The organism is Actinoplanes sp. NPDC049681 (assembly GCF_044465265.1).
In the GTDB taxonomy this organism is placed as follows: Bacteria; Actinomycetota; Actinomycetes; order Mycobacteriales; family Micromonosporaceae; genus Actinoplanes.
In genome coordinates this window covers 532554-557002 of the sequence record NZ_JBITLP010000003.1, presented here as the reverse complement: position 1 = coordinate 557002, position 24449 = coordinate 532554, and the positions used below count along the sequence as shown (strand labels likewise).

General features: G+C 71.4%; 19 protein-coding genes. 10 read left to right on the top strand and 9 right to left on the bottom strand.

The features are described 5' to 3' along the window. Positions 1 to 119 precede the first annotated feature (119 nt). Positions 120 to 833, top strand: a complete 714-nt coding sequence (locus tag ACIBO8_RS12445; protein WP_396115232.1) for a TIGR03089 family protein — start codon at positions 120 to 122, stop codon at positions 831 to 833. On the opposite strand, the gene ACIBO8_RS12440 is transcribed toward ACIBO8_RS12445, so the two are convergent. Beyond that, a complete protein-coding gene (locus ACIBO8_RS12440) occupies positions 820 to 2739 on the bottom strand; it encodes an acetoacetate--CoA ligase (protein WP_396115231.1) in 1920 nt (639 codons plus the stop codon). The genes ACIBO8_RS12445 and ACIBO8_RS12440 overlap by 14 nt on opposite strands. Positions 2740 to 2759: 20 nt before the next feature. Further along, positions 2760 to 3275: an acyl-CoA thioesterase gene (locus ACIBO8_RS12435; RefSeq protein WP_396115230.1), complete on the bottom strand. Its 516-nt coding sequence runs from the start codon at positions 3273 to 3275 to the stop codon at positions 2760 to 2762. 50 nt (positions 3276 to 3325) lie between these two features. Between ACIBO8_RS12435 and ACIBO8_RS12430 the strand changes: the two genes are divergently transcribed. The 4 genes from ACIBO8_RS12430 to ACIBO8_RS12415 all read left to right on the top strand — a co-directional run bounded on the left by ACIBO8_RS12430 (position 3326) and on the right by ACIBO8_RS12415 (position 6036). Continuing rightward, the gene (locus tag ACIBO8_RS12430; RefSeq protein ID WP_396115229.1) at positions 3326 to 4384 is read left to right on the top strand and encodes a hypothetical protein; all 1059 of its coding nucleotides are present in this window, start codon (positions 3326 to 3328) and stop codon (positions 4382 to 4384) included. Positions 4385 to 4688: 304 nt separating this feature from the next. After that, the gene (locus tag ACIBO8_RS12425) at positions 4689 to 5117 is read left to right on the top strand and encodes a hypothetical protein (protein WP_396115632.1); all 429 of its coding nucleotides are present in this window, start codon (positions 4689 to 4691) and stop codon (positions 5115 to 5117) included. A 15-nt stretch (positions 5118 to 5132) separates the two neighbouring features. Continuing rightward, positions 5133 to 5582 carry a SitI3 family protein gene (locus ACIBO8_RS12420; RefSeq protein ID WP_396115228.1) on the top strand — a complete coding sequence of 150 codons (450 nt, stop codon included), beginning with the start codon at positions 5133 to 5135 and terminating at the stop codon, positions 5580 to 5582. 4 nt (positions 5583 to 5586) lie between these two features. Continuing rightward, the gene (locus ACIBO8_RS12415; RefSeq protein ID WP_396115227.1) at positions 5587 to 6036 is read left to right on the top strand and encodes a SitI3 family protein; all 450 of its coding nucleotides are present in this window, start codon (positions 5587 to 5589) and stop codon (positions 6034 to 6036) included. A 72-nt stretch (positions 6037 to 6108) separates the two neighbouring features. On the opposite strand, the gene ACIBO8_RS12410 is transcribed toward ACIBO8_RS12415, so the two are convergent. After that, positions 6109 to 7263: an acyl-CoA dehydrogenase family protein gene (locus tag ACIBO8_RS12410; protein WP_396115226.1), complete on the bottom strand. Its 1155-nt coding sequence runs from the start codon at positions 7261 to 7263 to the stop codon at positions 6109 to 6111. Positions 7264 to 7461: 198 nt separating this feature from the next. On the opposite strand from ACIBO8_RS12410, the gene ACIBO8_RS12405 reads away from it, so the two are divergent. Next, positions 7462 to 8901 (top strand): UDP-glucose dehydrogenase family protein, encoded by a 1440-nt coding sequence (locus ACIBO8_RS12405; protein ID WP_396115225.1) that lies wholly within the window; start codon positions 7462 to 7464, stop codon positions 8899 to 8901. A 135-nt stretch (positions 8902 to 9036) separates the two neighbouring features. Further along, positions 9037 to 14190, top strand: coding sequence for an SCO7613 C-terminal domain-containing membrane protein (locus ACIBO8_RS12400; RefSeq protein ID WP_396115224.1), 5154 nt, complete (start codon positions 9037 to 9039; stop codon positions 14188 to 14190). A gap of 108 nt (positions 14191 to 14298) precedes the next feature. On the opposite strand, the gene purE is transcribed toward ACIBO8_RS12400, so the two are convergent. Together purE and ACIBO8_RS12390 are read right to left on the bottom strand one after the other, a co-directional pair. Continuing rightward, positions 14299 to 14796, bottom strand: a complete 498-nt coding sequence (gene purE / locus ACIBO8_RS12395; RefSeq protein WP_396115630.1) for a 5-(carboxyamino)imidazole ribonucleotide mutase — start codon at positions 14794 to 14796, stop codon at positions 14299 to 14301. Continuing rightward, positions 14796 to 15971: a 5-(carboxyamino)imidazole ribonucleotide synthase gene (locus tag ACIBO8_RS12390; protein WP_396115223.1), complete on the bottom strand. Its 1176-nt coding sequence runs from the start codon at positions 15969 to 15971 to the stop codon at positions 14796 to 14798. The genes purE and ACIBO8_RS12390 overlap by 1 nt, the downstream gene beginning before the upstream one ends. A 227-nt stretch (positions 15972 to 16198) precedes the next feature. On the opposite strand from ACIBO8_RS12390, the gene ACIBO8_RS12385 reads away from it, so the two are divergent. Continuing rightward, the gene (locus ACIBO8_RS12385; protein WP_396115222.1) at positions 16199 to 16552 is read left to right on the top strand and encodes a hypothetical protein; all 354 of its coding nucleotides are present in this window, start codon (positions 16199 to 16201) and stop codon (positions 16550 to 16552) included. Between the two features lie 8 nt (positions 16553 to 16560). Here ACIBO8_RS12385 and ACIBO8_RS12380 read toward each other — a convergent pair whose 3' ends face one another. Both ACIBO8_RS12380 and ACIBO8_RS12375 read right to left on the bottom strand, forming a co-directional pair. After that, a complete protein-coding gene (locus ACIBO8_RS12380; protein WP_396115221.1) occupies positions 16561 to 17151 on the bottom strand; it encodes a hypothetical protein in 591 nt (196 codons plus the stop codon). Position 17152: 1 nt separating this feature from the next. Next, on the bottom strand, positions 17153 to 17728 hold the full coding sequence (locus ACIBO8_RS12375; RefSeq protein ID WP_396115220.1) for a hypothetical protein: 576 nt from the start codon (positions 17726 to 17728) through the stop codon (positions 17153 to 17155). Positions 17729 to 17813: 85 nt separating this feature from the next. Between ACIBO8_RS12375 and ACIBO8_RS12370 the strand changes: the two genes are divergently transcribed. Beyond that, complete coding sequence (locus ACIBO8_RS12370) at positions 17814 to 18479, top strand: hypothetical protein (protein WP_396115219.1); 666 nt, start codon at positions 17814 to 17816, stop codon at positions 18477 to 18479. 132 nt (positions 18480 to 18611) lie between these two features. Continuing rightward, entirely contained in the window at positions 18612 to 18899 is a 288-nt protein-coding gene (locus ACIBO8_RS12365) for a hypothetical protein (protein ID WP_396115218.1), read from the top strand. Between the two features lie 255 nt (positions 18900 to 19154). On the opposite strand, the gene ACIBO8_RS12360 is transcribed toward ACIBO8_RS12365, so the two are convergent. Next, on the bottom strand, positions 19155 to 21203 hold the full coding sequence (locus ACIBO8_RS12360) for a thioredoxin domain-containing protein (RefSeq protein WP_396115217.1): 2049 nt from the start codon (positions 21201 to 21203) through the stop codon (positions 19155 to 19157). A 117-nt stretch (positions 21204 to 21320) separates the two neighbouring features. Continuing rightward, positions 21321 to 23960 (bottom strand): EAL domain-containing protein, encoded by a 2640-nt coding sequence (locus ACIBO8_RS12355; protein WP_396115216.1) that lies wholly within the window; start codon positions 23958 to 23960, stop codon positions 21321 to 21323. Positions 23961 to 24449 lie beyond the last annotated feature (489 nt).

The window sequence follows — 24449 nt, the reverse complement described above, 5'->3', positions numbered from 1 at the left end:
GATGCCTGCCGTGCTGACCGCGACGCCCCCCGACATCTCTTAGTTACGTGCACTTTCCCGGGGTACGCCGCCCCGATACCCAGTCATCACTGTCAGTAATCCGACTATCGTCGGAACCGATGAACGAGACGATTCCGGCAGCCCTCGCCGCGGCGGTACGCAACGACCCGACGACCCCGCTGCTGACCTGGTACGACGACGCGACCGGGGACCGCACCGAGCTGTCCGGCGCCACGATGGACAACTGGGTCGCCAAGACGGCGAACCTGCTGGTGGACGGCGCGGGCCTCGGCCCCGGCGACTCGGCCGCGGTGCTACTGCCGCCGCACTGGCAGACCGCGGCCGTCCTGCTCGGCGCCTGGGCCGCGGGAGTCGCGGTGCACACGAACCCGCAGCCGGTGGACGCCCTCTTCGCCTGGCCGGGCACCGTCGAGCCCGCCGCCGGGTGGTCGGCCGGCGACCGCTACGCGACCGGTCTGCTGCCCCTCGCCATGCCGCTGCGCCCGCTCCCCGCCGGGTACGCGGACTACACGGTGGAGGTGCGCGGCTACGGCGACCACTTCACGCCGTACCAGCCGGTGGACCCGGAGGACGCGGCGCTCGGCGGGGCCACCCACCGGCAGGTCTCCGCCACGGCCGTGGCGCGCGCCCGCGACCTCGGCATCGAGCCGGGCAGCCGCGTGCTGATCGACGCCGCCGCCTACCCCGACCCGGCGGACTGGTTGCTGGCCCCGCTGTACGCCGGAGCCAGCATCGTCCTGTGTGCAAGCCTCGACCCGGCCGTCGCCGAGAAGCGGACCGCCGAGGAGAAGGTCACGCTCACCCTCGCCTAGCGGCGTACTCCTCGAAGGCCTTGAGGGACTCGGGGTTGGCCAGTGCACCCTTCGCCGCCGCCCGGTCGGCCGGCGTGCCGGTGAGGATCCGCTTCACCGGCACCTCGAGCTTCTTCGCCGACAGAGTGCGGGGCACTGCCCGTACCTGATGAATCTCGTCGGGAACGTGCCGCGGCGACAGCGCGGCACGCAGCTCGCGCCTGATCCGGTCGCGCAACGCGTCGTCCATCTCGAGACCCTCCGCGAGCACCACGAACAGCAGCAGCTCGTCCTGCTCGTCCAGATGGACCACGACGGAGTCGACGATCTCGTCGATGCCCTCGACGACGGAGTAGAACTCGGCGGTGCCCAGGCGCACGCCGCCACGGTTGAGGGTGGCGTCGGACCGGCCGGTGATGACGCAGGTACCGTCCTCGCCGATGGTGATCCAGTCGCCGTGCCGCCACACACCCGGGAACACGTCGAAGTACGCCTCGAAGTAGCGCCGCCCGTCCGCGTCGTTCCAGAAACCGACCGGCATGCTCGGCATCGGCGCGGTGATGACGAGCTCACCCAGCTGCCCCACCACCGGCTTGCCCTCGGGATCGAACGCCTCGACCCGCGCGCCCAGGGCCCGGCACGAGATGACGCCCTCGGTGACGGGCAGCAGCGGCGCCCCGCCGACGAAGCCGGTGCACACGTCCGTGCCACCGGACAGCGACTGCAGCTGCGGCTTGTCCCCCAGCACCTCGTAGATCCAGCGGAAACCCTCGGGCGGCAGCGGCGCACCGGTCGACCCGACGCCGCGGATCACGTTCGCCGGCGGCCGCACCCCGGCCTTGCGGCAGGCCAGGATGAACGGTGCCGACGTACCGAAGAAGGTCACGCCGGCGTCGGCGGCGAGCCGCCAGAGCGCGCCCAGGTCGGGGTGCCCCGGATTGCCGTCGAAGAGCACGATCGCCGAGCCGACGGCCGGCCCGGAGGCCAGGAAGTTCCACATCATCCAGCCGGTCGTGGTGAACCAGAGGAAGCGGTCACCGGGGCCCAGATCGTGGTGCAGGGCCAGCATCTTGACGTGTTCGAGCAGGATGCCGCCGTGGCCGTGCACGATCGGCTTCGGCAGCCCGGTGGTCCCCGACGAGTAGAGAACGTAGAGCGGGTGGTCGAACGGGACCGCGGCGAACGTGAGCGGGTCGTCACCGTCGAGGCTGTCCCAATCCCCCTGGTCGTACAGGTACGGGATGGTGATCAGGTGCTCGACGCTCGGCAGCGCGTCACGGATCGCGGCCACCTCGGCGCGCCGGTCGATCGCCTTGTCGCCGTACCGGTAGCCGTCGACGGCGACCAGCACCCGCGGCTCGATCTGCGTCCACCGGTCGATGACGCTGCGGGAACCGAACTCCGGCGCGCACGAGGAGAAGATCGCGCCGAGGCTCGCGGTGGCCAGCATGAGGACGTACGTCTCGGGGATGTTCGGCGAGTAGGCCGCCACCCGGTCGCCCGCGCCGACGCCGAGCCGGCGCAGCCCGGCAGCGACCCTCCGGACCTGGTCGCGCAGCTGCCGGGCGGTGAGGGTGACCGGCTCCCGGGTCTGCGAGTACGCGATGACGACCGGATCGTCGTCGCCGAGGCCCGGCATGCGCAGGACGTGCTCGGCATAGTTGAGCGTGGCACCGGGGAACCACCGCGCCCCGGGCATCTTCGCGTCGGCGAGCGTCGCGCTGGGCTCGTCGTGGGCGATGACCTCGAAATAGTCCCAGATCGCCCGCCAGAACCCGGAGAGATCGGTAACGGACCACTCCCACAATCCGGCGTAGTCGTCGACCTCGACACCCCGCTCGGCGCGCAGCCACGTGAGGAAACGCCCCATCCGGGAGGTTTCGATGACGTCCGCCGGAGGGGTCCACAGCACTGTGCCCGTACTCATGCCGCCACCTTAATGGTCCTTCAGCCTTGGTCCTTCAGCCGCGCGTCTTGAATGGCCTTGCGGCGGGCCAGGCGGTGCTCACGGCGGATGATGGCCTCCCGGAAGCGCCGGTCATCCTCGGCGGTCTCCGGCAGCACCGGGGGCACCGGCCGCGGATGACCGGACACATCGACACCGACGAAAACCAGGTAGGCGGTCGCCACGGTGATCGGGTCGCCACCGGCCGTGTCCCACCGCTCCGCGGTCAGCCGTACGCCCACCTCCATGGACGTGCTCCCGGCCCAGTTCACCTGCGCGTACGCATGAACGAGGTCCCCGGTATGCACGGGCTCGACGAAGACGATCTCATCGATCGCAGCCGTCACCGCGGTCCCGCCGCTGTGCCGCGCAGCCGCCGCCCCGGCCACATCGTCGACGAACTTCATCAGGACGCCGCCGTGCACGGTGCCGTACAGGTTGACGTCGATCGCGCTCATGATCCGGCTCAACGTGACGCGCGAGTGCGAGGTGGGCCGCCCCACCGGCTGGTCACTCATGCCCGTTACGTTAATTCCTCGCGGTTGCCGCGTCCGGGTACGGTCCACGCGTGCGCCATCTCCGGTCGATCCTGTACGCCCTCGCCCTGGCCCCGGCAGCGTGGATCCTGTGCGGCGTCGGCTTCGACCAGGACTTGACCGGCCGCGCCCGCGACAACGGCGGCGTCGAATCGGCCGGCGGGCTGCTGCTTCTGCTGCTCGCCGGGGCCGCGTACGCGATCCTGCTCTTCGCCCCGATCTCCCCGTCCGGACCGCTCGTGGCGGGCATGGCGTTCCTGGGCATCGGCGCATGGGCCCGCATCTCCCCATCGTCCTACGCGAGCGTCTGGCCGCCGGGTGTGACCAAGGACGGCTTCAACATCAGCACCCCGGGGTACGGCCTGGCGGTACTGCTCGCCGTGCCGCTGGTGTGCACGGCCTTGAGTGCGCGCCGCTGGGCGGGCTACGAGCCACCCCAGGTGATCCTGATCGGAACCCTGGGCCGGGCCCATGGCGCGGCGTCGGCGCCCGGAATGCCGATGGCCGCGGAACCGACGACGGTGTTCGTGCCGCCCATCCCGCACCAGCGGCGGCCCGCCGAGAACGACGAGAAGACGACGCTCCTGGCGTCTCTGTTTCCGGACGAGCCGACCCGGGACGTCGCCGCTTCCGAGGAACCGACGCGGGACGTCGCCGCTTCCGAAGAGCGGACGACGGCGCTCCCCCTTTCTTCGAAGCCTCCTTCTTCCCCGGACGACGAGAAGACCCAGATGATCCCGGCGGAGATCCCGGGCGACCGCACCCAGCTCCTTCCCATCCCGGCCGACGAGAAGACGACCGTCCTGCCATCGACGGCGACTACCGTGCCGAAGCCGGCCGGGGAGGAAACGACCAAGTCGATGTCGATCCTCGGCGAGGAACGCCCGGATCCGGCCCAGGACCCGACCACCCGGCTCAGCGCCGTAGGGGCCGAGCACAAGCCGCCGGGCGAGGCGACGACGCAGGCGAGCAAAACGTCGACGGTGGCCAACCTGGAGCGCCCGGCCGACGAGGCAGCGGACGACACCCGGCCGCTCACCCTCCCGACCTCCCGCCCGCCGGCCGACGAGGAACCGACCCACCTTCTCTGACAGTCGCACCGCGTCGCAGCGCGGCTCACCCATAGCAGCCCATTGCTACCCTCCACTCCATTCGCGAAGACGTTCCGGGGGTGGCGCATTCGTGCCAGGACGAACTCGCGGCCACGGCGATGGCGGGGAACCGCCCGGCCATTCGCGGTCCCGCGGCGGAGGAGCCGGCGGGGGTCCGCGCAGCGTGCACGAGGCGCAGGAAACAGCCGCGCAGGAGGCCCATGCGGGCCGACCCGGGGCCGGTCAACAAGGCACGTCCCTGACGGGCCGTCCCGGCGGGAGGCCGGAAGGGCGCCCGACGCGCATCGACCCGAATCAGAAGGCGGAAGGCCGCCGATCGATCGGCAGAGAGAATTCCGGCGCCGAGATCCTCGCCGGCCTGGGCTACCGGGTGAAACAGAATCCGACGCCCGACGAGGTCGCTCGGGCCAGGCAGGACACGGGCGACACCGGCGATCCCGCGTCGCGCCCGGATTACCTGGTAGAAGGCCGGGTCTTCGACTGCTACTCGCCCGCGACCGACACGGGGGTACGCAGTGTCTGGACGGAGGTCCGTAAGAAGATCAGGCGTGATCAGACGCAGCGCGTGGTAGTCAATCTGGAGGACTGGGGCGGCGACCTGACCGCGCTCCGCAAGCAGTTCGGCGATTGGCCGATCGACCGTCTCAAAGAGGTCAAGGCGATCACGCCGGACGGTGACGTCGTTCAGATCGTCCCCGAGCCTCGACAATGAGGGAGAGCACGACGCATGGCGCTCGAGTATGAATTGTCCCTCGCCGGTGAGACTCCCGTGGAGCAGGTCGCCGAGCGAGCCCTGCCGGACGCCGACGAGCGTCCGACGGGAACGCCACCGTTGCTCTCGGCCGACCTCTACGCGCGGTACGGGTTCGGGGTCACCGTCCTCGCCGATTCCGACGGCTACCTGGAGGTTCAGGCGGACGACGGCAGGTGGGAGTGGGAGCCGGGCGCGTACGTCTCGCTGACCTTCCGCATGGATAAGGACACTGCTGCGCAACGGTCCGTGATCAACATGCTGACGGTGATCCGCCGAGTGCTGGCCACCGGCCCGGAAGACGCCGCGTTGACCTTGAACGGCAATGAGCTGTTGTTCACCCGCTTCGACGGAAACCTCGTCAAGCACAACCATGCCGACTGGTGGAGCACCTACCCGGGCGCGGACGACCTCATCACGGAATAGAACCATGGCGATCGAGTACGCCCTGACACTGGCCGGCAGCACCCCGGTCGAACGGGTGGCGAAGCGTGCGCTGCCAGGTCTCGATGAGCGGCCGACCGGCACTCCACCACTGCTCTCGGCCGACCTGTGGGAGCGCTACGGGTTCCAGGTGACCGTATACGCAGGACGCCACGGCTACCTGGATGCCGAAACCGACGACGGCTCGCTGACGTGGAAACCGAAGACCTACGTGTCCGTCGGATTTCGGATGGACAAATTCGCCGACTTCCAGTGGAGCATCCCCCACATGCTCACCATCGTCCGACGGGTGATGACCGGTGGGGGCGAGGACGCGATGCTCACCTTCAACGGCGACTACGCGCTCCTCACACGGTTCGCCGGCAAGCTGGCGAAACATCGGCGTGAAGACTGGTGGGCGAGCTACCCCGCCGCCGATTCCGTCATCCCGGGCTAGCGCACTCGCGTCCCAAAAACAGAAATGCTCCGGCCGTGTCCGGCCGGAGCATTCCACGAACGCAGCTTCGCGTCAGTCCTTGAGCAGCTGCCGCGCCATGACGATGCGCTGCACCTGGTTCGTGCCCTCGTAGATCTGGGTGATCTTCGCGTCGCGCATCATGCGCTCGACCGGGTAGTCGCGCGTGTAGCCGTACCCGCCCAGGATCTGCACGGCATCCGTCGTGATCTCCATGGCCGCGTCCGACGCGAAGCACTTGGCTGCCGCGCCGAAGTACGTCAGGTCCGCGTCCCCGCGCTCGCTCTTGCCGGCCGCCACATATGTCAGCTGCCGGGCCGCCTCGAGCTTCATGCCCATGTCGGCCAGCATGAACTGCAGGCCCTGGAAGTCGGCGATCGGCTTGCCGAACTGCTTGCGTTCCTTGGCGTAGCCGAGGGCGAAGTCCAGTGCGCCCTGGGCGATGCCGATCGCCTGGGCCGCGATCGTGACGCGGGTGTGGTCCAGGGTCTTCATCGCCGTCGCGAAGCCCGTGCCCTCCGCGCCGATCATGCGGTCCAGCGGGATGCGGACGTTGTCGAAGTACACCTCGCGGGTGGGGCTGCCCTTGATGCCCAACTTCTTCTCGGGTGCGCCGAAGCTGACGCCTTCGTCCGACTTCTCCACGACGAAGGCCGAGATGCCCTTGGAGCGGGCGGTGGGGTCGGTCACGGCGAACACCGTGTAGTACTCGGACACGCCCGCGTTCGTGATCCAGCGCTTGACGCCGTTGAGGACCCAGTAGTCGCCTTCGCGGACCGCCCGGGTGGTCATCGACGCGGCGTCGCTGCCGGCTTCGGGCTCCGACAGGCAGTACGAGAACATGGCCTCGCCGGATGCGACCGGGGTGAGGTAGCGCTCCTTCAGCTCGTGCGAGCCGGCCAGGATGAGCGGCATCGTGCCGAGCTTGTTGACCGCCGGGATCAGCGACGAGCTGGCGCAGGCCCGGGCGACCTCTTCGATGACGATGGCCGTGGCGAGGGCGTCCGCGCCTGCGCCGCCGTACTCGGCCGGGATGTGCGGTGCGTGAAAGTCCGCCGAGCGCAGGGCGTCGTAGGACGCCTTCGGGAACTCTCCGGTCTCGTCCGCCTCGGCCGCGTTCGGCGCCACGCGCGCGTCGCAGATCTCGCGTACGGCCGCGCGGATCGTTTCGTGGTCCTCCGGCAGCTGGTAGACGTCGAACTCAGACATCAACTGTGGCCCCTTCTCTACGGCTCCCCGCCAATGTTACCGACGCGTAGGGTACGCGCACTATCCTCGCTCCGGCGGCGACAGCGAGCGGTCCGGCCGACGGCGGTCGGGCCGGACGGGCGGCGCCGTGAGAAGGTGTGTGCCACGTAACGGTGCCGGACCCCCCTCCCGGCGCCCCGTGCGACTGGAGTTCACAGCGTGACCATCCCGTACCCGACCACGCAGACCGTACCCGCCTTTCCCGAGGTCGAGGTGCCTTCCGGCGCCTCGCGGCCGCGGCTGGCGTTCCTCGGTACGGGCTACCTCGGTGCGACGTACGCCATCTGCTTCGCCGAGCTCGGCTACGAGGTGCTGGGCTTCGACGTGGACGAGGCGAAGATCGCCAAGCTGGGCGCCGGGCAGGTGCCGTTCCACGAGCCGGGGCTGGACGAGCTGCTGCGGAGCAACCTGGCGTCGGGGCGGCTGCGCTTCACGACCTCCTACGAGCAGGTCGCGGACTTCGCCGACGTGCATTTCATCTGCGTGGGGACGCCGCAGCGGGCCGACGGCATGGGCGCCGATCTCGCGTACGTCGAAGCGTCCGTGACGAACCTGGCCCGGCACCTGAAGCGCCGCGCCCTGATCGTGGGCAAGTCCACGGTCCCGGTCGGTACGGCCGAATGGATCGAGCAGCTGGTCGCCAAGCACACCGACCCGGACCTGGGCGTCGAGGTGGCGTGGTCGCCGGAGTTCCTGCAGGAGGGCTTCGCCGTCGAGGACGTGCTGCGCCCCAACCGCATCGTCGTCGGCGTGAAGACCGAGTGGGCCAACGGCATGCTGTACGCGGCCCACAAGGGCGTCTTCGACCTGGCCGCCACCGAGGACCGCGAGGTGCCGCTGGTGGTGACCGATTTCGCCACCGCCGAGCTGGTGAAGGTCGCCGCGAACGCGTTCCTCGCCACCAAGATCAGCTTTATCAACGCGATGGCCGAGGTGTGCGAGGTGGCCGGCGGGGACGTCACCCAGCTCGCCAAGGCGATCGGCTACGACCCGCGGATCGGCAACCGCTTCCTGCAGGCCGGTGTCGGCTTCGGCGGCGGCTGCCTGCCCAAGGACATCCGGGCGTTCCAGGCCCGGGCCCAGGAGCTGGGCGCCGGGGAGGCGCTGCGCTTCCTGCACGAGGTCGACCTGATCAACCAGCGCCGCCGCACCCGGGTCCTGCAGCTCGCCGCCGAGCTCCTCGGGCGCCGGTCCGGGCCGGCGGGCCCGGACCTGTCCGGCACCCGCATCGCCGTGCTCGGCGCCGCGTTCAAGCCCAATTCCGATGACGTGCGCGACGCGCCCGCCCTCGCCGTCGCGGCCGCCCTCGCCAAGGCCGGCGCCGACGTGCACGTGTACGACCCTCAGGGCATGGAGAACGCGCGGGCGGTGCAGCCCGGGCTGGCGTACGAGACCTCCATGGCCGACGCGGTGGCCGGCGCCGAACTGGTGTGCGTGCTCACCGAATGGGCCGAGTTCCGCAACGCCGACCCGCACGCGCTGGGCGAGGCCGTCGCCGGCAGGCGCGTCATCGACGGCAGGAACTGCCTGGACCCGGCCCTGTGGGCCCGCGCGGGCTGGCAGTATCGCGGCATGGGCAGGCCCGCACCAGCCCTCTGACGACTGACCGATTTCCGGCCGCGGCCGCGAACCTGCCGGGTTCGCGGCCGTTTCCATTGATCTCGACCCGCTTGGGACTGTTCTAATGAGGTGTCGGAAGGGCATGCTTCGGGTGGGTCGGGTCAAGGAGGTGCCGTGGCGCAGGCTGACGAGCCGGACAGCTACGACGAGGAGCTGGCCCGCATCGACGCGTCGATCGCGGAACTGAAGATCCGGGACATGGCGGCGGCCAAGGAACGGACGACCATCGCCAGCAAGATCCAGGCCGCGCAGTTCCAGCGCGACATCCTGGCGCACGCCAACCAGCAGAAGAAGCGCTCCTCGGCCAAGCCGACCCGCCGGGTGCGCCGGCGCCCCGCCGAGGGTGCCGCGCCCGCCGAGGGCAGGCCGTCGTGGTCGCCGCCGGGCACGCCGTACACCGGGCCGCCGGGCGCTGCCACCGACGGCGTGACCGTGCTCGTCGACGACCCGCCGCCGACGGAGGAGCCACCGCCCTCGGCGTCGATGCCGCCGCCGCGCCGTCCTCGGGTCGCGCCGCTGCCGCCGGAGCATCCGCCGCCGCACCCGCCGGAGACCTCCTCCCAGTCGGTGCAGAACATCCTGCTGGGGCTCAGCGCCCTGGTCCTCGGCGCCGCGGCGGTCGTCTTCGCCGGCGCCGCCAGCAACGCGGTCGGCCGGGCCTTCATCCTGGCGATCGGCACCGGCATCGCGCTGGCGGCCGCGCCCGCGATCGCGCGCCGCGGGCTGACATCCACCGGCGAGACGCTGGCGGCGGTCGGCCTGGTCCTGCTGCCGATGACGCTGTACGCATTGCACGGCAGCCCCCTGCTCGGCGGCTCGTCCGTCCCGTCCCCCGTCTTCCTGGGCATCGCCCTGCTCATCACGGCGGCCGCGGCGTTCGTCTACGCCGGCATGACGCGGCTGGCCGCCCCGCGCTACGCCACCGTCGTCGCCGTGCAGCCGGTGCCGCCGCTGCTGGCGTACCCGATGGTCGAGAGCCCGGCCGGGTGGGCGGTCGCGCTGACCGCTGTGGCCCTCATCGACCTGCTGCTGCTCACCACCGTGATCCGGCAGGGCCGGCTGCTGCCGCGCTGGCCGGTGGGCCGGCCCGTCGCCGCCGACCGCGAGTCGCTGGCCGAGGCCGACGCCCGCGACATCGGCGCGCGGGATTTCGAGACCCGGCACGATCCGGCCGACCCGGGCTCCTACGACCCTGACGTCCTCGCCGAGCCCGCCGATCCCGCCGCGGCCGACGTCGCGTACGGCATGCCGGACCGGCCCGAGTCGCGGCCCGAGGAGCCCGACCTCATCATCGACGGGCTGACCGGCCGCAAGCGCCGGCGCTGGCTGCCGACGCGCATCTTCCCGGGTCCGCGCCCGGCCGGTGCCGAGCCCGCGGGTTCCGTGCCGCTCGCCCCGCCCGCCACGCCGCCCTCCGCGGGCTGGCTGCGGCAGCTGACGTTCACCCTGCTCTGCGTGGCCGCGGCCGGGGCCCTGCTGTACGCCGGTGCCGGCCTGCTGGGCGCGGACACCGTGCCGGACGCCGTTCGCTCCGGGCTGATCCTGGTCGTCGCCGCCGTGACCGCGTCGGCGGCCGCGCGGCTGACGGACCAGATCACCGCCAGCAACATCGCCGGGGCCGTCCTGACGCTGTCGGTCATCGCCGCCTGCGCCCGGATCGCCGACGTGGCGTCGCCCGCGTGGACGCTCGCCGCGGCAGCCGCCGCGGTGGCGGTCACCGGGGCCGTCGTCCGGATGCTGGCCGACGAGGTGCGCCGCGGCCCGCAGTACGCGTCCGCCGGGGCCCTCACCCTCATCGGTCTGTTCGTGGCGGTCGACGCCCTGCGCGCCGCCCTGGCGCCGGTGCAGGCCGCCCGGCCGGTCTGGCACGCGGACACCGCCGCCTACGCGGGCCGGATCGCTGCGGCCGCGGGCGAGTCGGGCTGGCTGCTCGCGCTCAGCGCCCTGCTGCTGACCGTCGCCGCGGCGCTCGCGCTGCCGGCCGAATATCGCCGCGAGGGCGCGGTCACCGGAGTCGCGCTCACCGCGCTCGCCGTGCCCGCCTCGCTGGGCCTGCCCTGGTCGGAGGCGCCCTGGCCGCTGGTCGTCGCCGCCATCGGGATCGGCGCCGCGGGCCTGCTGGCACCGACCCGCCGGGTCGCCGTCGCGCACATCGCCGCGGCCGGGGTGGTCGGTCTCTTCGGTTTCGGCGCCGCGCTGAGCGCGTCGTGGCTCACCGCCGCGGTCCTCACCGCTCTGGCCGGGGCGGGCGTGATGGTCGCGGTCGCTGCCCGCCAGATTCCGGTACGCCTGTACGCATGGCTGGTCGGAGACTGGGCTTCCGGGGCGGCCGCCCTGGCCATCCCCGGTGCCGTGACGACGGCCGTGCTCGCGGTCAACGATCCCGGCGGCGGGCCCCCGCCCACCGAGGCGGTCACCGTGCCCGCGCTGGCGCTGGGCTTCCTCGCCGTGGCGGGCACCCTCACGTACGCGGCGGTCTTCCAGGTCGCGCGCCGCGAGATCAGCCTGCCGCTGACCGCCGGGGCCGGGCTCGGTGCGGTGGCCCTCGCCCTGGCCGCGCTGCTCTCGCCGGGTTCGACTGCCGCCGACATCTGGGTCGGCGCGCTCCTGCTCGTCGCCGCCGGCCTGCTGTTCTTCGCCAAGTCGCTGGACAACGGGCGGCGCGCGGACCGGTTGCTCGACGGCCCGGACATCGCCGCCGCGGCGGCCACCGTGGCGGTCTGCGGCGCGCTCGCCCGGGTCACCGCTCTCGCCTTCCCGGACGCGCCGCTCGCCGTCGGGGCCGTCGTGGTGCTGATCGTGGCTTTCGGCGTACGGGCGCTGCCGGAGGACTGGCGCCGCGGCCCGGTCCGCGGCGTGGGCCTGGCCGGTCTCGTCGTCGGCGCGATCGCCGGTTGGCAGGCGGTGGCGGACGGCTTGCGGATCGTCGCCGCCCCGGGCCCGATCTGGGCGTCCGACATCAGCGGCTACCCGGACACCGCGACGCCCGGGGCCTGGCAGGCGCCGATCGCCCTGCTGATCATCGCCGTCGCCGCCACCACGGCCCTCCCCCGCCCGGCCCGCTACGACGTCAGCGCGGTGTGTGTCGCCCTCGCCACGGTCGCCGCACCGGCCGCCTTCGGCCTGCCCTGGTGGTCACCGCTGCTGATCGGCGGAGCGGTCACCGTCGGGTACGGCGTCGCCGCCGTGGCCGCCGCCGACCCCCGAGCCGCGCTGTCCCGCGCCGGGGTCGCCGCCGTGGTGGCGCTGCACGCGGCCGGCGCGGGTCTCATCCGGCCCTGGTCGACCGCGGTCGCGCTGAGCCTCATCGTGCTGACCGGCGCCCTCGTGGCGTGGCTGGCCCGCGCCGACCTGACGCCCGCCGCGCGGCTCGGCTGGGCGGAACGGGCCGAGGCCGACGAGATCCTCGCGTACACCCTGGACGACACCGGCATGCCGCGGCACCGTGCCCAGATCGGCGGCGCGGCGACCATGGGCGCGCTGCTCGCGGCCCCGGGCGTGCTGGCGGCGATCGCGGCGGAGCAGGGCCGCACCGCCCAGGTGGTCCTCACCGCGGCGCTGGCCGGGTCGAGCGTGATGCTGGCCCTGCTCGCCCTGGCGGGCCGCTCGGTGCCGCAGTATCTGCCGTGGGCCACGATCGGCCTGGTCGGCGGCGCCACCGTCACCGCAGTGGCCTCCATACCCAGCGACTATCCGACCGCCCTCTACGCCGCCGCGGCCGCACTGCTCGGCGTCATCGCGGAGCTTCTCCGCGGCGCGGTCCCGGCACCGGGACTCACCCTCGCGCCGCCCCACACCTGGCGAGAAACCCGCTTCATCGGTACGCGGCGAGCCGGCCTGCGCCCCAGCGGCCTGCGCGGGCGCTGGCTCGTCGACCCGGCCACCGGCGCGGTCGTCGTCGCGGCCCTGCCGACCCTGCTCGCCCTGCTGTCCATCGCCCCGGCGCTGCGAGCGGCGCTCGTCGACCCGATGGCGCAACTCCGCGCGATCTGGGACGGCCCGATCGAGGCCCTCACCAATCCGGCTTCGGGCAGCGTCGACGGCACCAGCGTGCTCGCGACCGTGCTCCTGACCGTGGCGGCGGCGCTGGCGGCACTCGGGTTCGGCGGCAAGCCGGCTGAGGCCGTACCCGTGATCCTGCCGGGTCTTGCGATCACCCTGCTGATCGCGCCCATCGCGCTGAATGCGCAGTGGCCCGCGTCGACGTCGGCCGCGCTCGTGGTCTTCACGATTTCGATGCTGGGGCTGGCGCTGACGCCGCCGCCGGTGGCGACCCGGGCGACGCTGCTGCGTTACACCCGCACCATCGTCTTCATCATCGGGCTGCTGGCCGGCGGGGCCGGGCTCGCGGGCAGCCTCGCCACGCAGCGGCTGACGCTGTTCACGCTGGGCTGCGCGATCGGAGTCGGCCTCGTCGCGGCTATCGCCGGTAAGAGCCGGCACGCCCGGGTGCTGGGCTGGCTGTTCGCGGCGGCGCAGGGCCAGTTCTTCGTCCTCACCGTCGCGCTGGTCGCGGGCCTGACGCGGGAATGGGCGGCGTTCGGCGTGCTGGCGGTCGGCGCGGCGCTGCTGATCCTCGAGGCCGCCATGCCGCGCCTGGCCCTGCCGGAGTACCGCCTGGAGGCGACCACCGTCGAGTGGAGCGGCTACGGGTCGGCGCTGCTGGCGGGCGCCCTCGCGTACAACTCCCCGTCGCACCTGGCGGCCCTGCTGGCAGCCTGGGGCGCGGTCCTCGGCCTCGCGGCGACCCGCCCGGACCGCAGCCCGAACCAGCGCCGCAACCTGTTCTGGCTGGCGGTCGGCTTCGAGGTCATCGGCATCTGGCTGTTCGTGGCCCTGGCCGACGTGGCGCTGCCGGAGGCGTACACGCTTCCGTTCGCGGCGCTGGCGCTGCTGGTCGGCATCCTCGAGGCACGCCAGCGGCCGGACTTGAGCAGCTGGGCCGCGTACGGGCCGTCACTGCTCGCCGCATTCGTCCCGACGACCGGCCTGGTGATCGCCACGGAAGCCGGCGACCTGCGCGAACTCCTGCTGCTGCTGGGCGCGGTGACGACACTGATCATCGGCTCCCGCCTGCAGCAGCAGGCACCGGTGGTGATCGGCGCAACGGTCACGGCGGTGGCGACGCTGCACTTCGCCACGACGCTGGTGGGTCCGTGGCTGGTGCTGGTGCCGGTCGGGGTGGTGCTGCTCTTCCTGGGGGCGACGAACGAGAACCGCCGCCGTACTCAGGAACGCTTGCGGGGCGCGCTGGTCCGGATGCGCTGACTGCCCTCCGCCGGCTTTCTGGATCTCGGCCGGCTTCGGCGGCTCGGCCGGCTTCGGCGGCTCGGCCGGCTTCGGCGGCTCGGCCGGCTTCGGCGGCTCGGCCGGCTTTCAGCCGATGAGGCGTTGGCGGAGGGCTTCGTCCTTCTCGGCGACGACCTGTTCGAGGTTGGCCTGGAAGGCCTGCATCTTCTTCAGCAGCGCCGGGTCCGACGCGGCCAGCATCCGCACCGCCAGCAGCCCGGCATTGCGGGCACCACCGATCGAAACGGTCGCCACCGGCACGCCGGCCGGCATCTGCACGATCGACAGCAGCGAGTCCATGCCGTCCAGGTACTTCAGCGGCACCGGCACCCCGATCACCGGCAGCGGGGTGAGCGCCGCGACCATGCCGGGCAGATGAGCCGCCCCACCCGCACCCGTGATGATCACCTTGAGGCCACGGTCCGCCGCGGACGTCGCATAGTCGACCATCTTCTGCACCGTACGGTGCGCCGAGACGACACCGACCTCGAACGGCACCTCGAACTCGGCGAGGGCCAGCGCCGCCGCCTCCATCGTGGACCAGTCCGAGTCGCTACCCATGATCACGCCGACGAGCGGTGCCATCATTCGCCTTCCTGGAGACGGCGGGCGGCGCGGACCGCCCGCGCGCGTACCGATGCCATGTCGTCACCGAGCACGGTGACATGCCCGATCTTGCGGCCGGGGCGCACCTGCTTGCCGTACAGATGGACCCGGACGCCGGGATCGGCGGCGAACAGATGATGCAGCCGCTCGTCGATCGGCATCCCGCCGGGCGGCCCACCCAGCACGTTCGCCATGACCACGGCCGGGGCCGCCAACGAGGTCTCCCCCATCGGATAGTCGAGCACGGCACGCAAATGCTGCTCGAACTGAGAGGTACGCGCCCCCTCGATCGTCCAGTGCCCCGAATTGTGCGGGCGCATCGCCAGCTCGTTCACGACCAGCCCGTCCGCGGTCTCGAACAACTCGACGGCGAGCAGCCCGACCACCCCGAGCGCGTTGGCCAGGTCGATGGCCAGCTGCTGAGCCTCGAGGGCCCGCGCCTCGGAGAGATCCGGAGCGGGCGCAAGAACCTCGACACAGATGCCGTCCCGCTGCACGGTCTCGACAACGGGATAGGCGGCAACCTGCCCGAACGGCGACCGGGCGACGAGGGCGGCGAGCTCCCGCTGCAGGGGTACGCGCTCCTCGACGATCAGCGGCGTCCCGGTGGCGACCAGCTCCTCGGCGGCGGCGAGATCGGAAAGCATCCACACGCCGCGGCCGTCGTAACCACCGCGTACGGCCTTCGCCACGACCGGCCAGGCGGTCCCGTCGGCAGACGTCGGGGCGGCGGCGACCTCGGCCGCGAAGTCGGCGATGTCCGCCGCGGTGGACACCGGCCGCCAGCGCGGGACCGGGGCGCCCAGCTCGGAGAGCCGCTCCCGCATCCGCTGCTTGTCCTGGGCGAAGACGATCGCCTCCGCGCCCGGGTAGATCTTCACGCCCTCGGCGGCCAGCGTGGCGATATGCCCGTTGGGCACATGCTCGTGGTCGAAGGTGACGGCGTCGCACCCCTTGGCGAACTCCCGCAGCGCGGCGAGATCGGTGTGAGTGCCGATCTGCACATCGGCGGCGACCAGGGCGGCGCTGTCAGCCGGGTGCACGGACAGCACACGCAACGACTGACCAAGGGCGATCGCGGCCTGGTGGGTCATCCGGGCCAGCTGCCCGCCGCCCACCATGCCGACAACGGGAAGGCCGGTTCGAGTATCCATCGCGGCCCCAGCCTATCGACCGCCTTTTCCCGCTGGTGAGGCGGCTGGCCTGGTACGCGAGAAACCTGACCGCCCGGGTTTCCACCAGGCCCCGCCGGGCCCTAGTACCGGTGCGAGCCTCCGTGGTCCTCACGGCTCCGCCGAAAGAATCTTGGCTCCCGGGTTACCAAGCCACGGGCCGGCTCGCTCGTACAGGTAGTCGTACCCGAAGCCACGAAGGACCTGCCATGAGAGACGGGCACACCGTACCGATCGCCGGCGAGCAGCTCACCGCCACCGAGGCGATGCAGTATCTGACTCCGGGACTCGTGCAGTTCCTGGCGGACATGGACGGAGCGCCCATGTCGATCGTGCAGGCGGCCGTACAGGTGTTGCCGTTCGGATCCCGCTCGGCGTTGCTGGCCACGGGCCTGGCCACCGCCGATGGGAGCGGCGCCGGACCGGCCGGTGAGACCGGGCTCCAGCTGACACCCCTGGCATGGGAGGTCATGGCCGAAGCCGCCGCGCCTGTGGAGGCCGGGGGCCTGGACAAGCTGGCCGACACGGCCTCGGCGATCGTCGCGGAACACAGCTGCCCGTGACTCCGCGCCTATTCGCGGTCGGCCTCGACGAGGTAGGCGCGCAGGCGTCGCAGGGCCTTGGCCACTCCGACGTGGCTGATGCCGAGCGCGCGGGCCGCCGTACGGCTGCTCGGCACGTCTCCCGTGCACTGGATCTCGTCGAGCAGATACGCGGCCAGCCGTACCGCGGTGGCGTCCTTGTCCCGCCGGGCGTCCGCCATGGCCTGGCGCACGATCGACACGTTCGCCAAGCGATCGAGGCGCGCCGCCGCTGCCTCGTCGGTCATGGTCAGCGAGCCGGGCAGGGAACTGTCCACGGGTACGGTGCGGTGCGAAGCCTTGATCGCCGCCAGGGCCATCCGGTTGGCGATCGCGATCAGGTAGCCGGTGGGGTTGCCCAGCTCCGAGACGTAACGGCGCTCGGACGCTTCGTACAGGCGGCTGATCGCATCCCCCGCAACCTCGTCGACGTCCGCGGCCGTGAGGGGTGGGCTGTAGCGCCGCCGCAGGTATCCCCGGAGCGCCGCGATGCCCTCGCGGAAAACCTGCTGCGGCACCTGGGCCTCGGGCGCCATGAGGGCGGTCACGAGGTCCAGCAACGGATCCTTCCCGACTTTCACGTCAGGCCGCCTGCCGGCACAGGAGCTGGTAGAACTCCAGGACGGTCTCGCGTACGCAGGCCCGGTCGATGGTCCGGCGCGGCCCGCGCAGTCGCTCCACGACCTCGGCGGGATGCGGCGGGGACCCGTCGATCTCGGCCATGTCGAGGTAGTACGTGACGATCAGGACGTCGAGCACCTGGCCACGCCGCACGAGCGTACGCATGCCCCGGCGAATCTCGGCGGCGTCGAATCGGCCGTTGAAAACCGTTTCGGTGAACAGTTCGTCATACTCACGGCTGCCCGGCGGAATCTTTCCGTTGTCCCGCAACCAGGCCAGAACGGCACCGATGATGTCGGCTTTCAGACCCGGCACGACGGCCCCGTCGGTGTCCCGCGACGGGCGCCCCCGCCATTTGATCAGGACTCTCCCGCAGATCGACCGCACGGCCGGCGAGTCGATCCTCCCGGGAAATCGCTCGGCGGCATGCCGGCACAGCTCTCCGAGCAGCACTTCTTCCCGGCCGTCAAACGACTCCCGGTCTGCGGCTCGCACTATTTGATCCACCACTACCCGCCCACCTCGAAGAGCCGTCACAAATAAAAGGTGATTGCCTTCCCGGCCCGGACGGCGTCTATGCTACGTCCGTTGTCCACCCCGTTTCGCCCCGTGCGAGGCCGCAATGTCGATCGTTTCGGCGCTGTCCGTGTCGGCGATCTTTGCCGTCTTCGGATTCCCGTACCGCTTCTACCAGTGCTGGTACAGCTGGAGCCGCAAGGGAGCGGCGTTCGGCGTGCTGATCTACGTCGCCTTCGCGGGATTCGGCGCGGGTTTGATCGGCTGGCTCCCCGCACATCTGAGTCGGCTCTCGCCGACAGGAAACGCCTGGCTCGACGGCATGATCTTCGGCCTGGCCGGATCTTTAACGGTACGCGCGGACTTCAGCAGCAAATCAACGACCGAACCGCGCGAGATGCACCACGTGGCATCCATTCTCGGAAAAGGAATCGAGTGGTCGACGGAGCTGCTCGATCACGTCCTCCGCCACGAGGCGTCGATCTATCTGCACGGCCTGCAAGATCGAGAGTTGCTCGCAGTCACCCGTGATCTCATCTACGAGATCAAGGCGAAGCCGACCGCAATGGTGCCGAAGATCGCCAAAGCCGCCGTCATGAAAAAGGTGGTCGAGGCCATGAAGACATTCAGCACCGACCCGCAGTCCGATCGCCGTGACGAGGCCCGGGAGCGCTTGATTCATTTCTGCCTGGAATACATGGTCCGGGAACGTGTCATAAAGCCGTCAGTGGAGGCCGCACCCTCCCCTTCACCGGCGGCCACAGCCCATTGACGCGCTCCACGGAAGGCGCAACGCCCGGCCCGCTGACGTCAGCGGTGATCCAGGCCCACTACGCCAACGTCGGTTGTCCCGGGCAGACCCTCGATGATTCGCGCGATATCTGCCGAGCCGGCTGCTGAGACCATGCTGCGGCCACATCCGCCAAGTGAACGCGGTGCGCGCCGACCACGGCAGGAACCGCGGTGCGCCCAGGCCGCCACCCTGATCGCCGAGACCGCCCTGGCCGCCACACTGATCGCCGCGACCACCCCGGGCGCCACAGTGATCGCCGCGACCACCCCGAGCGCCACAGTGATCGCCGCGACCACCCCGGGCGCCACAGTGATCGCCGCGACCACCCCGAGCGCCACAGTGATGGCGGCGCCGGCACGTCCACGTGACCCGGCGCGAGCGCGCCTCGGACGTCTCTGACCGTGGCCGGGGGCGAGCGGGTGACGATAAGGGCCGCCAGCCTGGACCTTCGTCCGACCGATTCACGCTCACATTGACACAATGTCCGTTCATGCCGGGCCACGGCGCGTCAGCCGGTCCGGACGTGCCTACCGGCCCGCGTCCGCCGGCCCGTATATGCCCGCCGGACCCACGGCGCGTCAGCCGGCCCGCATGTGCCCGCCGGACCCACGGCGCGTCAGCCGGCCCGCATGTGCCCGCCGGACCCCTGGCTGGTCACCCGGCCAGTCGCTCCTCCAATTCCTCGGGGGTCGTCACCGGGCGATCGCAGACGAAGCCTCGGCATACGTAGGCCGCCGCTCGCCCGTCGATCAACGGCCGGTCCGCCAGCAACGGCACACCCGGCTTGTCCGGAGGCCCCGCGACGATCACCGTCCCTGGTGGAGCGTGCCGGTATGCCGTCGCCAGCAGCGGATCCTCCGGGTTCTCGGTAGCGATGGCGATCTCGTACGGGCCCGCCAGCGCCGCCTCGGCCACGGCTGCCGAGTACCCGGCGAACCGGGGGTGACTGCCGATGAGCGGCCCCACCGTCTCGAGCGCTGCGTCCGCCGCCTCGCGGTAGCGGGTCTCACCGGTGAGCGCCGAGTAGGCGATCAGGGCCGCGCAGACGGCCGCAAGCCCGGAGGGCGTCGCGTTGTCGGTGGGATCGGCCGGCCGGGTCACCAGGCGTTCGGCATCGTCCGCCGTGTCGTAGAAGCCGCCCTGACCGGTGCCGAAGTGGGCGAGGGCCACGTCCAGCAACGAGCCGGCCAGCGTCAGCCATCGGCCCTCCCCGGTGAGCTGGTGCACCGCGCAGAACGCCTCGGCCACCGCGCCGTAGTCCTCGAGCACGCCGACCGGCTGGCCCACGTCGCCGTCCCGGGACACCCGGCGCAGCCGCCCGTCGACGATGTGCCGCTCGGCCAGGACTTCGGCCAGCGCAACCGCAGCACGCCGCACGTCACTCGCCCACCCGGCGGAATCAGCGGCGTCATCCGAGGTCGCGGTGCTGCTCGGGGTCGACAGCTCCAGCCACAGTGCGTGCTCGGCCAGGGCGGTGATCGCCAGACCGTTCCAGGAGGCCACGACCTTGTCGTCCCTCGCTGGTTGCGGCCGTTCATCGCGCGCCGCCAGCAGCCGGCGGCGGACGTCGCGCCAGCGGTTCACCAGTTCTTCCTCGGCGCCGTCGATGTCTCGGGCCAGGACCAGGACGCTGGTGCCGTGTTCGAACGTGCCCTTGGTGGTTACGCGGAACAGGTCCGCTGCCCAGGTGCCGTCTTCCTCGCCCAGCGCCTCCGTGAGCTGGGTGGGCGTCCATGCGTACGTCAGGCCTTCCGTTCCGTCGGTGTCCGCGTCCAGCGCCGAGGCGAGGCCGCCGGCCGGGGTGGCGAGGTCGCGCAGCAGGAACGCGGCGGTCTCGCGGGCGATGCGGCGCGCGAGAGGATCGTCGGTCAGCCGCCACAGATGGGTGTAGACGCGGAGCAGAAGCGCGTTGTCGTACAGCATCTTTTCGAAGTGCGGCACGGTCCAGGTGTTGTCCACCGCGTAGCGGGCGAAGCCACCGGCCAGCTGGTCGTAGATGCCGCCCCGCGCCATCTGCTCGGCGGTGTGGCGCACGATCTCGAGCGCCTCGGCCGAACCGGTGCGCTGATGGTGGCGGAGCAGGAACAGCAGGTTCATGTGCGGCGGGAACTTCGGTGCGCCGCCGAAGCCGCCGTACGTGTCGTCGTGGTCCTTGGCGAGCTGGACCGCGGCGGTGTCGAGCAGGGTCGCCGAGATCGGGGCGGTCGGGCCGCCGACCAGCTGGGCTCCCCCGATCGCCTGCACCACCGCCGAGCCCTGTTTGACGACGCCTTCGCGCTGGTCTCGCCAGGCTGTGGTGACCGACTCGAGCAGGCGGGAGAACTGGGCCTTGGGGAAATAGGTGCCGCAGAAGAACGGCTCGCCCTCCGGCGTGGCGAAGACCGTCATCGGCCAGCCGCCCTGGCCGGTCATGGCCTGGGTGGCGGTCATGTAGACGGCGTCGACGTCGGGACGCTCCTCACGGTCCACTTTGACCGCGACGAAATCGTCGTTGATCTGGCGGGCGATGCCGTCGTCTTCGAAGGACTCGTGCGCCATGACGTGGCACCAGTGGCACGCGGCATAGCCCACGGAGATCAGCACGGGCACGTCCCGCTCCCGGGCCTGGGCGAACGCCTCGTCCGACCAGGGCCACCAGTCGACGGGATTGTCGGCGTGCTGGAGCAGGTAGGGCGAGGTCGCGGTCGCCAGTCGGTTGGCCATGACCTCAACCTAGCCCCGACCGCCGCCGGCAAACCTTACGAAGCGCCGACGGTCGGCAGCGACCCCGTCTGCCCGCCAATGGGAGTTCACCGCAAGACAGCCGACGCAGACCGACAGCTAGGACGCACCGTCCGCGCGCAGCGGCACGATCTTGGCGGGAGCAGCATCCGCCAGCTGCCGCAACGCCGGAACGATCTTCTCCGCCGGAAGCGGCCGGCTGAAGTGGTACCCCTGCGCCGCCGTACACCCCAGCGCCTGCAGCGCCGCCCGCTGGTCGGCCGTCTCGACGCCCTCGGCGACCACCCGCGCCCCGAGCCGCGCACCCAGTTCGACCGCGCCGCGCACCACCGCCGCCGCTGCGGGCGACTCGGTCATATCCGTGACGAAGGAGCGGTCCACCTTCAGCTCGTCGACCCGCACCCGGGTCACGAACGAGAGCGACGAGAACCCGGTCCCGAAGTCGTCGACCGAGATCTGCACCTGCAGCTCCCGCAGCGCCGCGAGCACCTCGTCGACCACACCTTGATCGCTCACCGCCATCGATTCGGTGATCTCCAGGACCAGCTGCGCGGGCAGCATCCGGTGCCGACGCAGGGCGTCCGCGACCTGGGCCGGGAAGGTCGCGTCGAGCAGGCTGCGGGCGGAGATGTTGACGGAGACGGGTACGTCGACACCCGCCGCCGCCCACCCCGCGGCGGCCTCGAGCGCGTGGTCGAGGACGTACCGTGTGAACGGGGCCAGCAACTCCCCTTGCTCGATGGTGCCCACGAAGCAATCGGGCGTCAGCATGCCGCGCCGCGGGTGGTTCCAGCGGATCAGCGCCTCGACGCCGGTGGGCGCGCCGCTCTGGAGGTCCACCTCCGGCTGGAGCATCAGGACCAGCTGGTCGTCCACGGTGAGCGCGTCGCGCAGCTCGGCGGGAAGCGCCAGGTGGTCGGTGCTGCTGGCGTCGCGGGCGCTGTCGTACGCAGCGACGCCCATGCCCAGCTCCTTCGCCTGGTCGAGCGCGATACCGGCGCGCCGGATCAGCTCCCCGAGGTCGGCGTGGCCCGCCTTCTCCACCACGACACCGACGGCGACGTCCACGGCGAGCCGTACGCCCCCGATCTGAACAGGCCGGCCGATGGCGTCGACGACTTCGCGGGCCCGGCGTACGGCCTGCGGCAGCGGAGTCGGCACCTCGCGCAGCGGCGTCGCGGAATCGGTCAGGGTGGCGACGGTGGGGAGCAGCACGACGAACTCGTCGTCGCCGAGGCGGGCCACCAGCTCGCGCTCGCGAGCGAGATCGGTGAGCCTGGCTGCGACCGTACGCAAAACCTCGTCGCCGGCCCGATGACCGAGCGTGCCGTTGATCTCCCGGAAGTTGTGGAGATCCAGCAGGAGCACCGCGACCGGCTGGTCGCGATCCTGCTCCTGGAGCAGGAGCTCGCCGTCGGCGAGCAACGCCCGGCGATTAGCGACCCCGGTGAGCTGGTCGTGGACGCTGTCGTGGGCCACCTGGGCGTCCAGCAGCATCAGACGCTCATGAGCGGCGGCATCATGCAGCGCGCCGGCCAGAGCATCTGCGTACGCCGACACAGCGAGCTCGTCGCGGGCAGCAGGCAACGTCGGCTCGGCCAGCCAGACGGTGATCTCCCCGACCGTCGCACCGCCCACCGCCATGGACCGCGTGATGACCGGCCCCGGCGCCGCACCGGGCAGCGGATCCTGCGGAGCATCGTCGACATAGCGCCGGCTGCCGTAGCGCACCGGATCGGCCTCTATGGACAATTCCGGCCGAGTCCGTCGCGGCAACGGCGCGGTGCCACTACTCGGCATCGACACCGGCTGCCCACCGGCATGATGCTCGAGTGTCACCTCGATCTCCACACGCAGCGCACCGAAGACGTCGAGCGCACCACGAAGCCCCGCCTGAGCGACGGCCGCCTCGGTAGAACCGCCGAGCGTACGCGTGGCCCGCGCGAACGCCTCCCACACCCGCCGCTCCTCCTCGGCCCGCAGGTGGTAGCGGTAGGTGCGCTGCAGCAGCCACAGGACGGGCGGGAACGCGATCAGCCACAACGGTTCGTTGATCACGGCGTACAGGGCGGAGAGCCCGACCAGCACGTTGCCCACGAACATCGGCAGCTTGGCGTGCAACGTACGCCCGGCGATCTGCGCGGGCGTCGCATCCCGGTGCAGCGAAAGCGTGAGGACGGCCAGACCCAGCGTGATGACGAGGTACGTCGCGGCACCGGCGATCAAGCCCACCTGCGTACGGGAACTCCCCGCCGGCGCTCCAGGACCGGCAAGCATGTAGGCGACCGCGGTCGCGCCGGAAGTTCCCAGGCTGAGCGACGCGGCCAGGTGGAGGATGTCGGCGGCGGCCCGCTGACCGTTGAGCCAGGTGATCAGGAACCAGGCCGCCGCGGCCCCGACCAGCGTGGCAGCGGGCAGCCACCCCGGCGGTGCGAGCGCGAACCCGACGATGAACGCCGTCTCGCCCCAGGAGATGCTGACGGTTCCCCGTCCGATCCGGAACCGCAACCGGGCAAGTTGCGCGACGAAAGCAAGCGCAAGGGCCACGCCGACCCCGGCAACCGACGGATGCGCGAGCGTCTCGACCCGCTGCAACGGCGATAGCGCTCCGAGAACGGCGAGGACGGTTGCGGCGGCGAGAACAACACCGGTCATCACACGTACGCCGAGAGAGCGCCGGCCGACCGCAGCACCGGCATCCCGGCGTCCCGGGGAGGAGGCAGCGGAAGGCGAAGTCATGCCACCTCCTCACCGATCCGGTGCCGCCGGGCGCCGGAGGTGATCGACGCCGTCTTACGGCCACCTGTCGGGTCCGGGGTCGTCTGCCGTTCCGCCCCGGTCGGCAGGCCCGCCGGGGTGCCGGGGAGGGCGACGACCGGTCGGCCCGCTGAGCACAACAGACACGAGGGAGCGAGTCTTCCCGCCCGCGAGGCGCTCCGTCGCCGATCGGCCGAATCCACGAATTGAACGGACTGACGACGGCGCGTCCGACCAGCGGAGCCTGAATTGGCACACTGTGCACACCCGACGAAGTCACAGTGATCCGACAGGCCGTCGAAGCCGTTACCAGTACGTGGGTCTCGCCCCTCGACAGCAATGCGGAAGGCCTCCGCGGACGGCCGAGAAGAACGGCACCGAAGGGTCCGGAAGCGTCGCCGGCCCGAGGCCGCGAAACGCTCTTCCGGATCTCGCCCGAGGTCATACCGCAAACCGCTGACCAGCGGCACA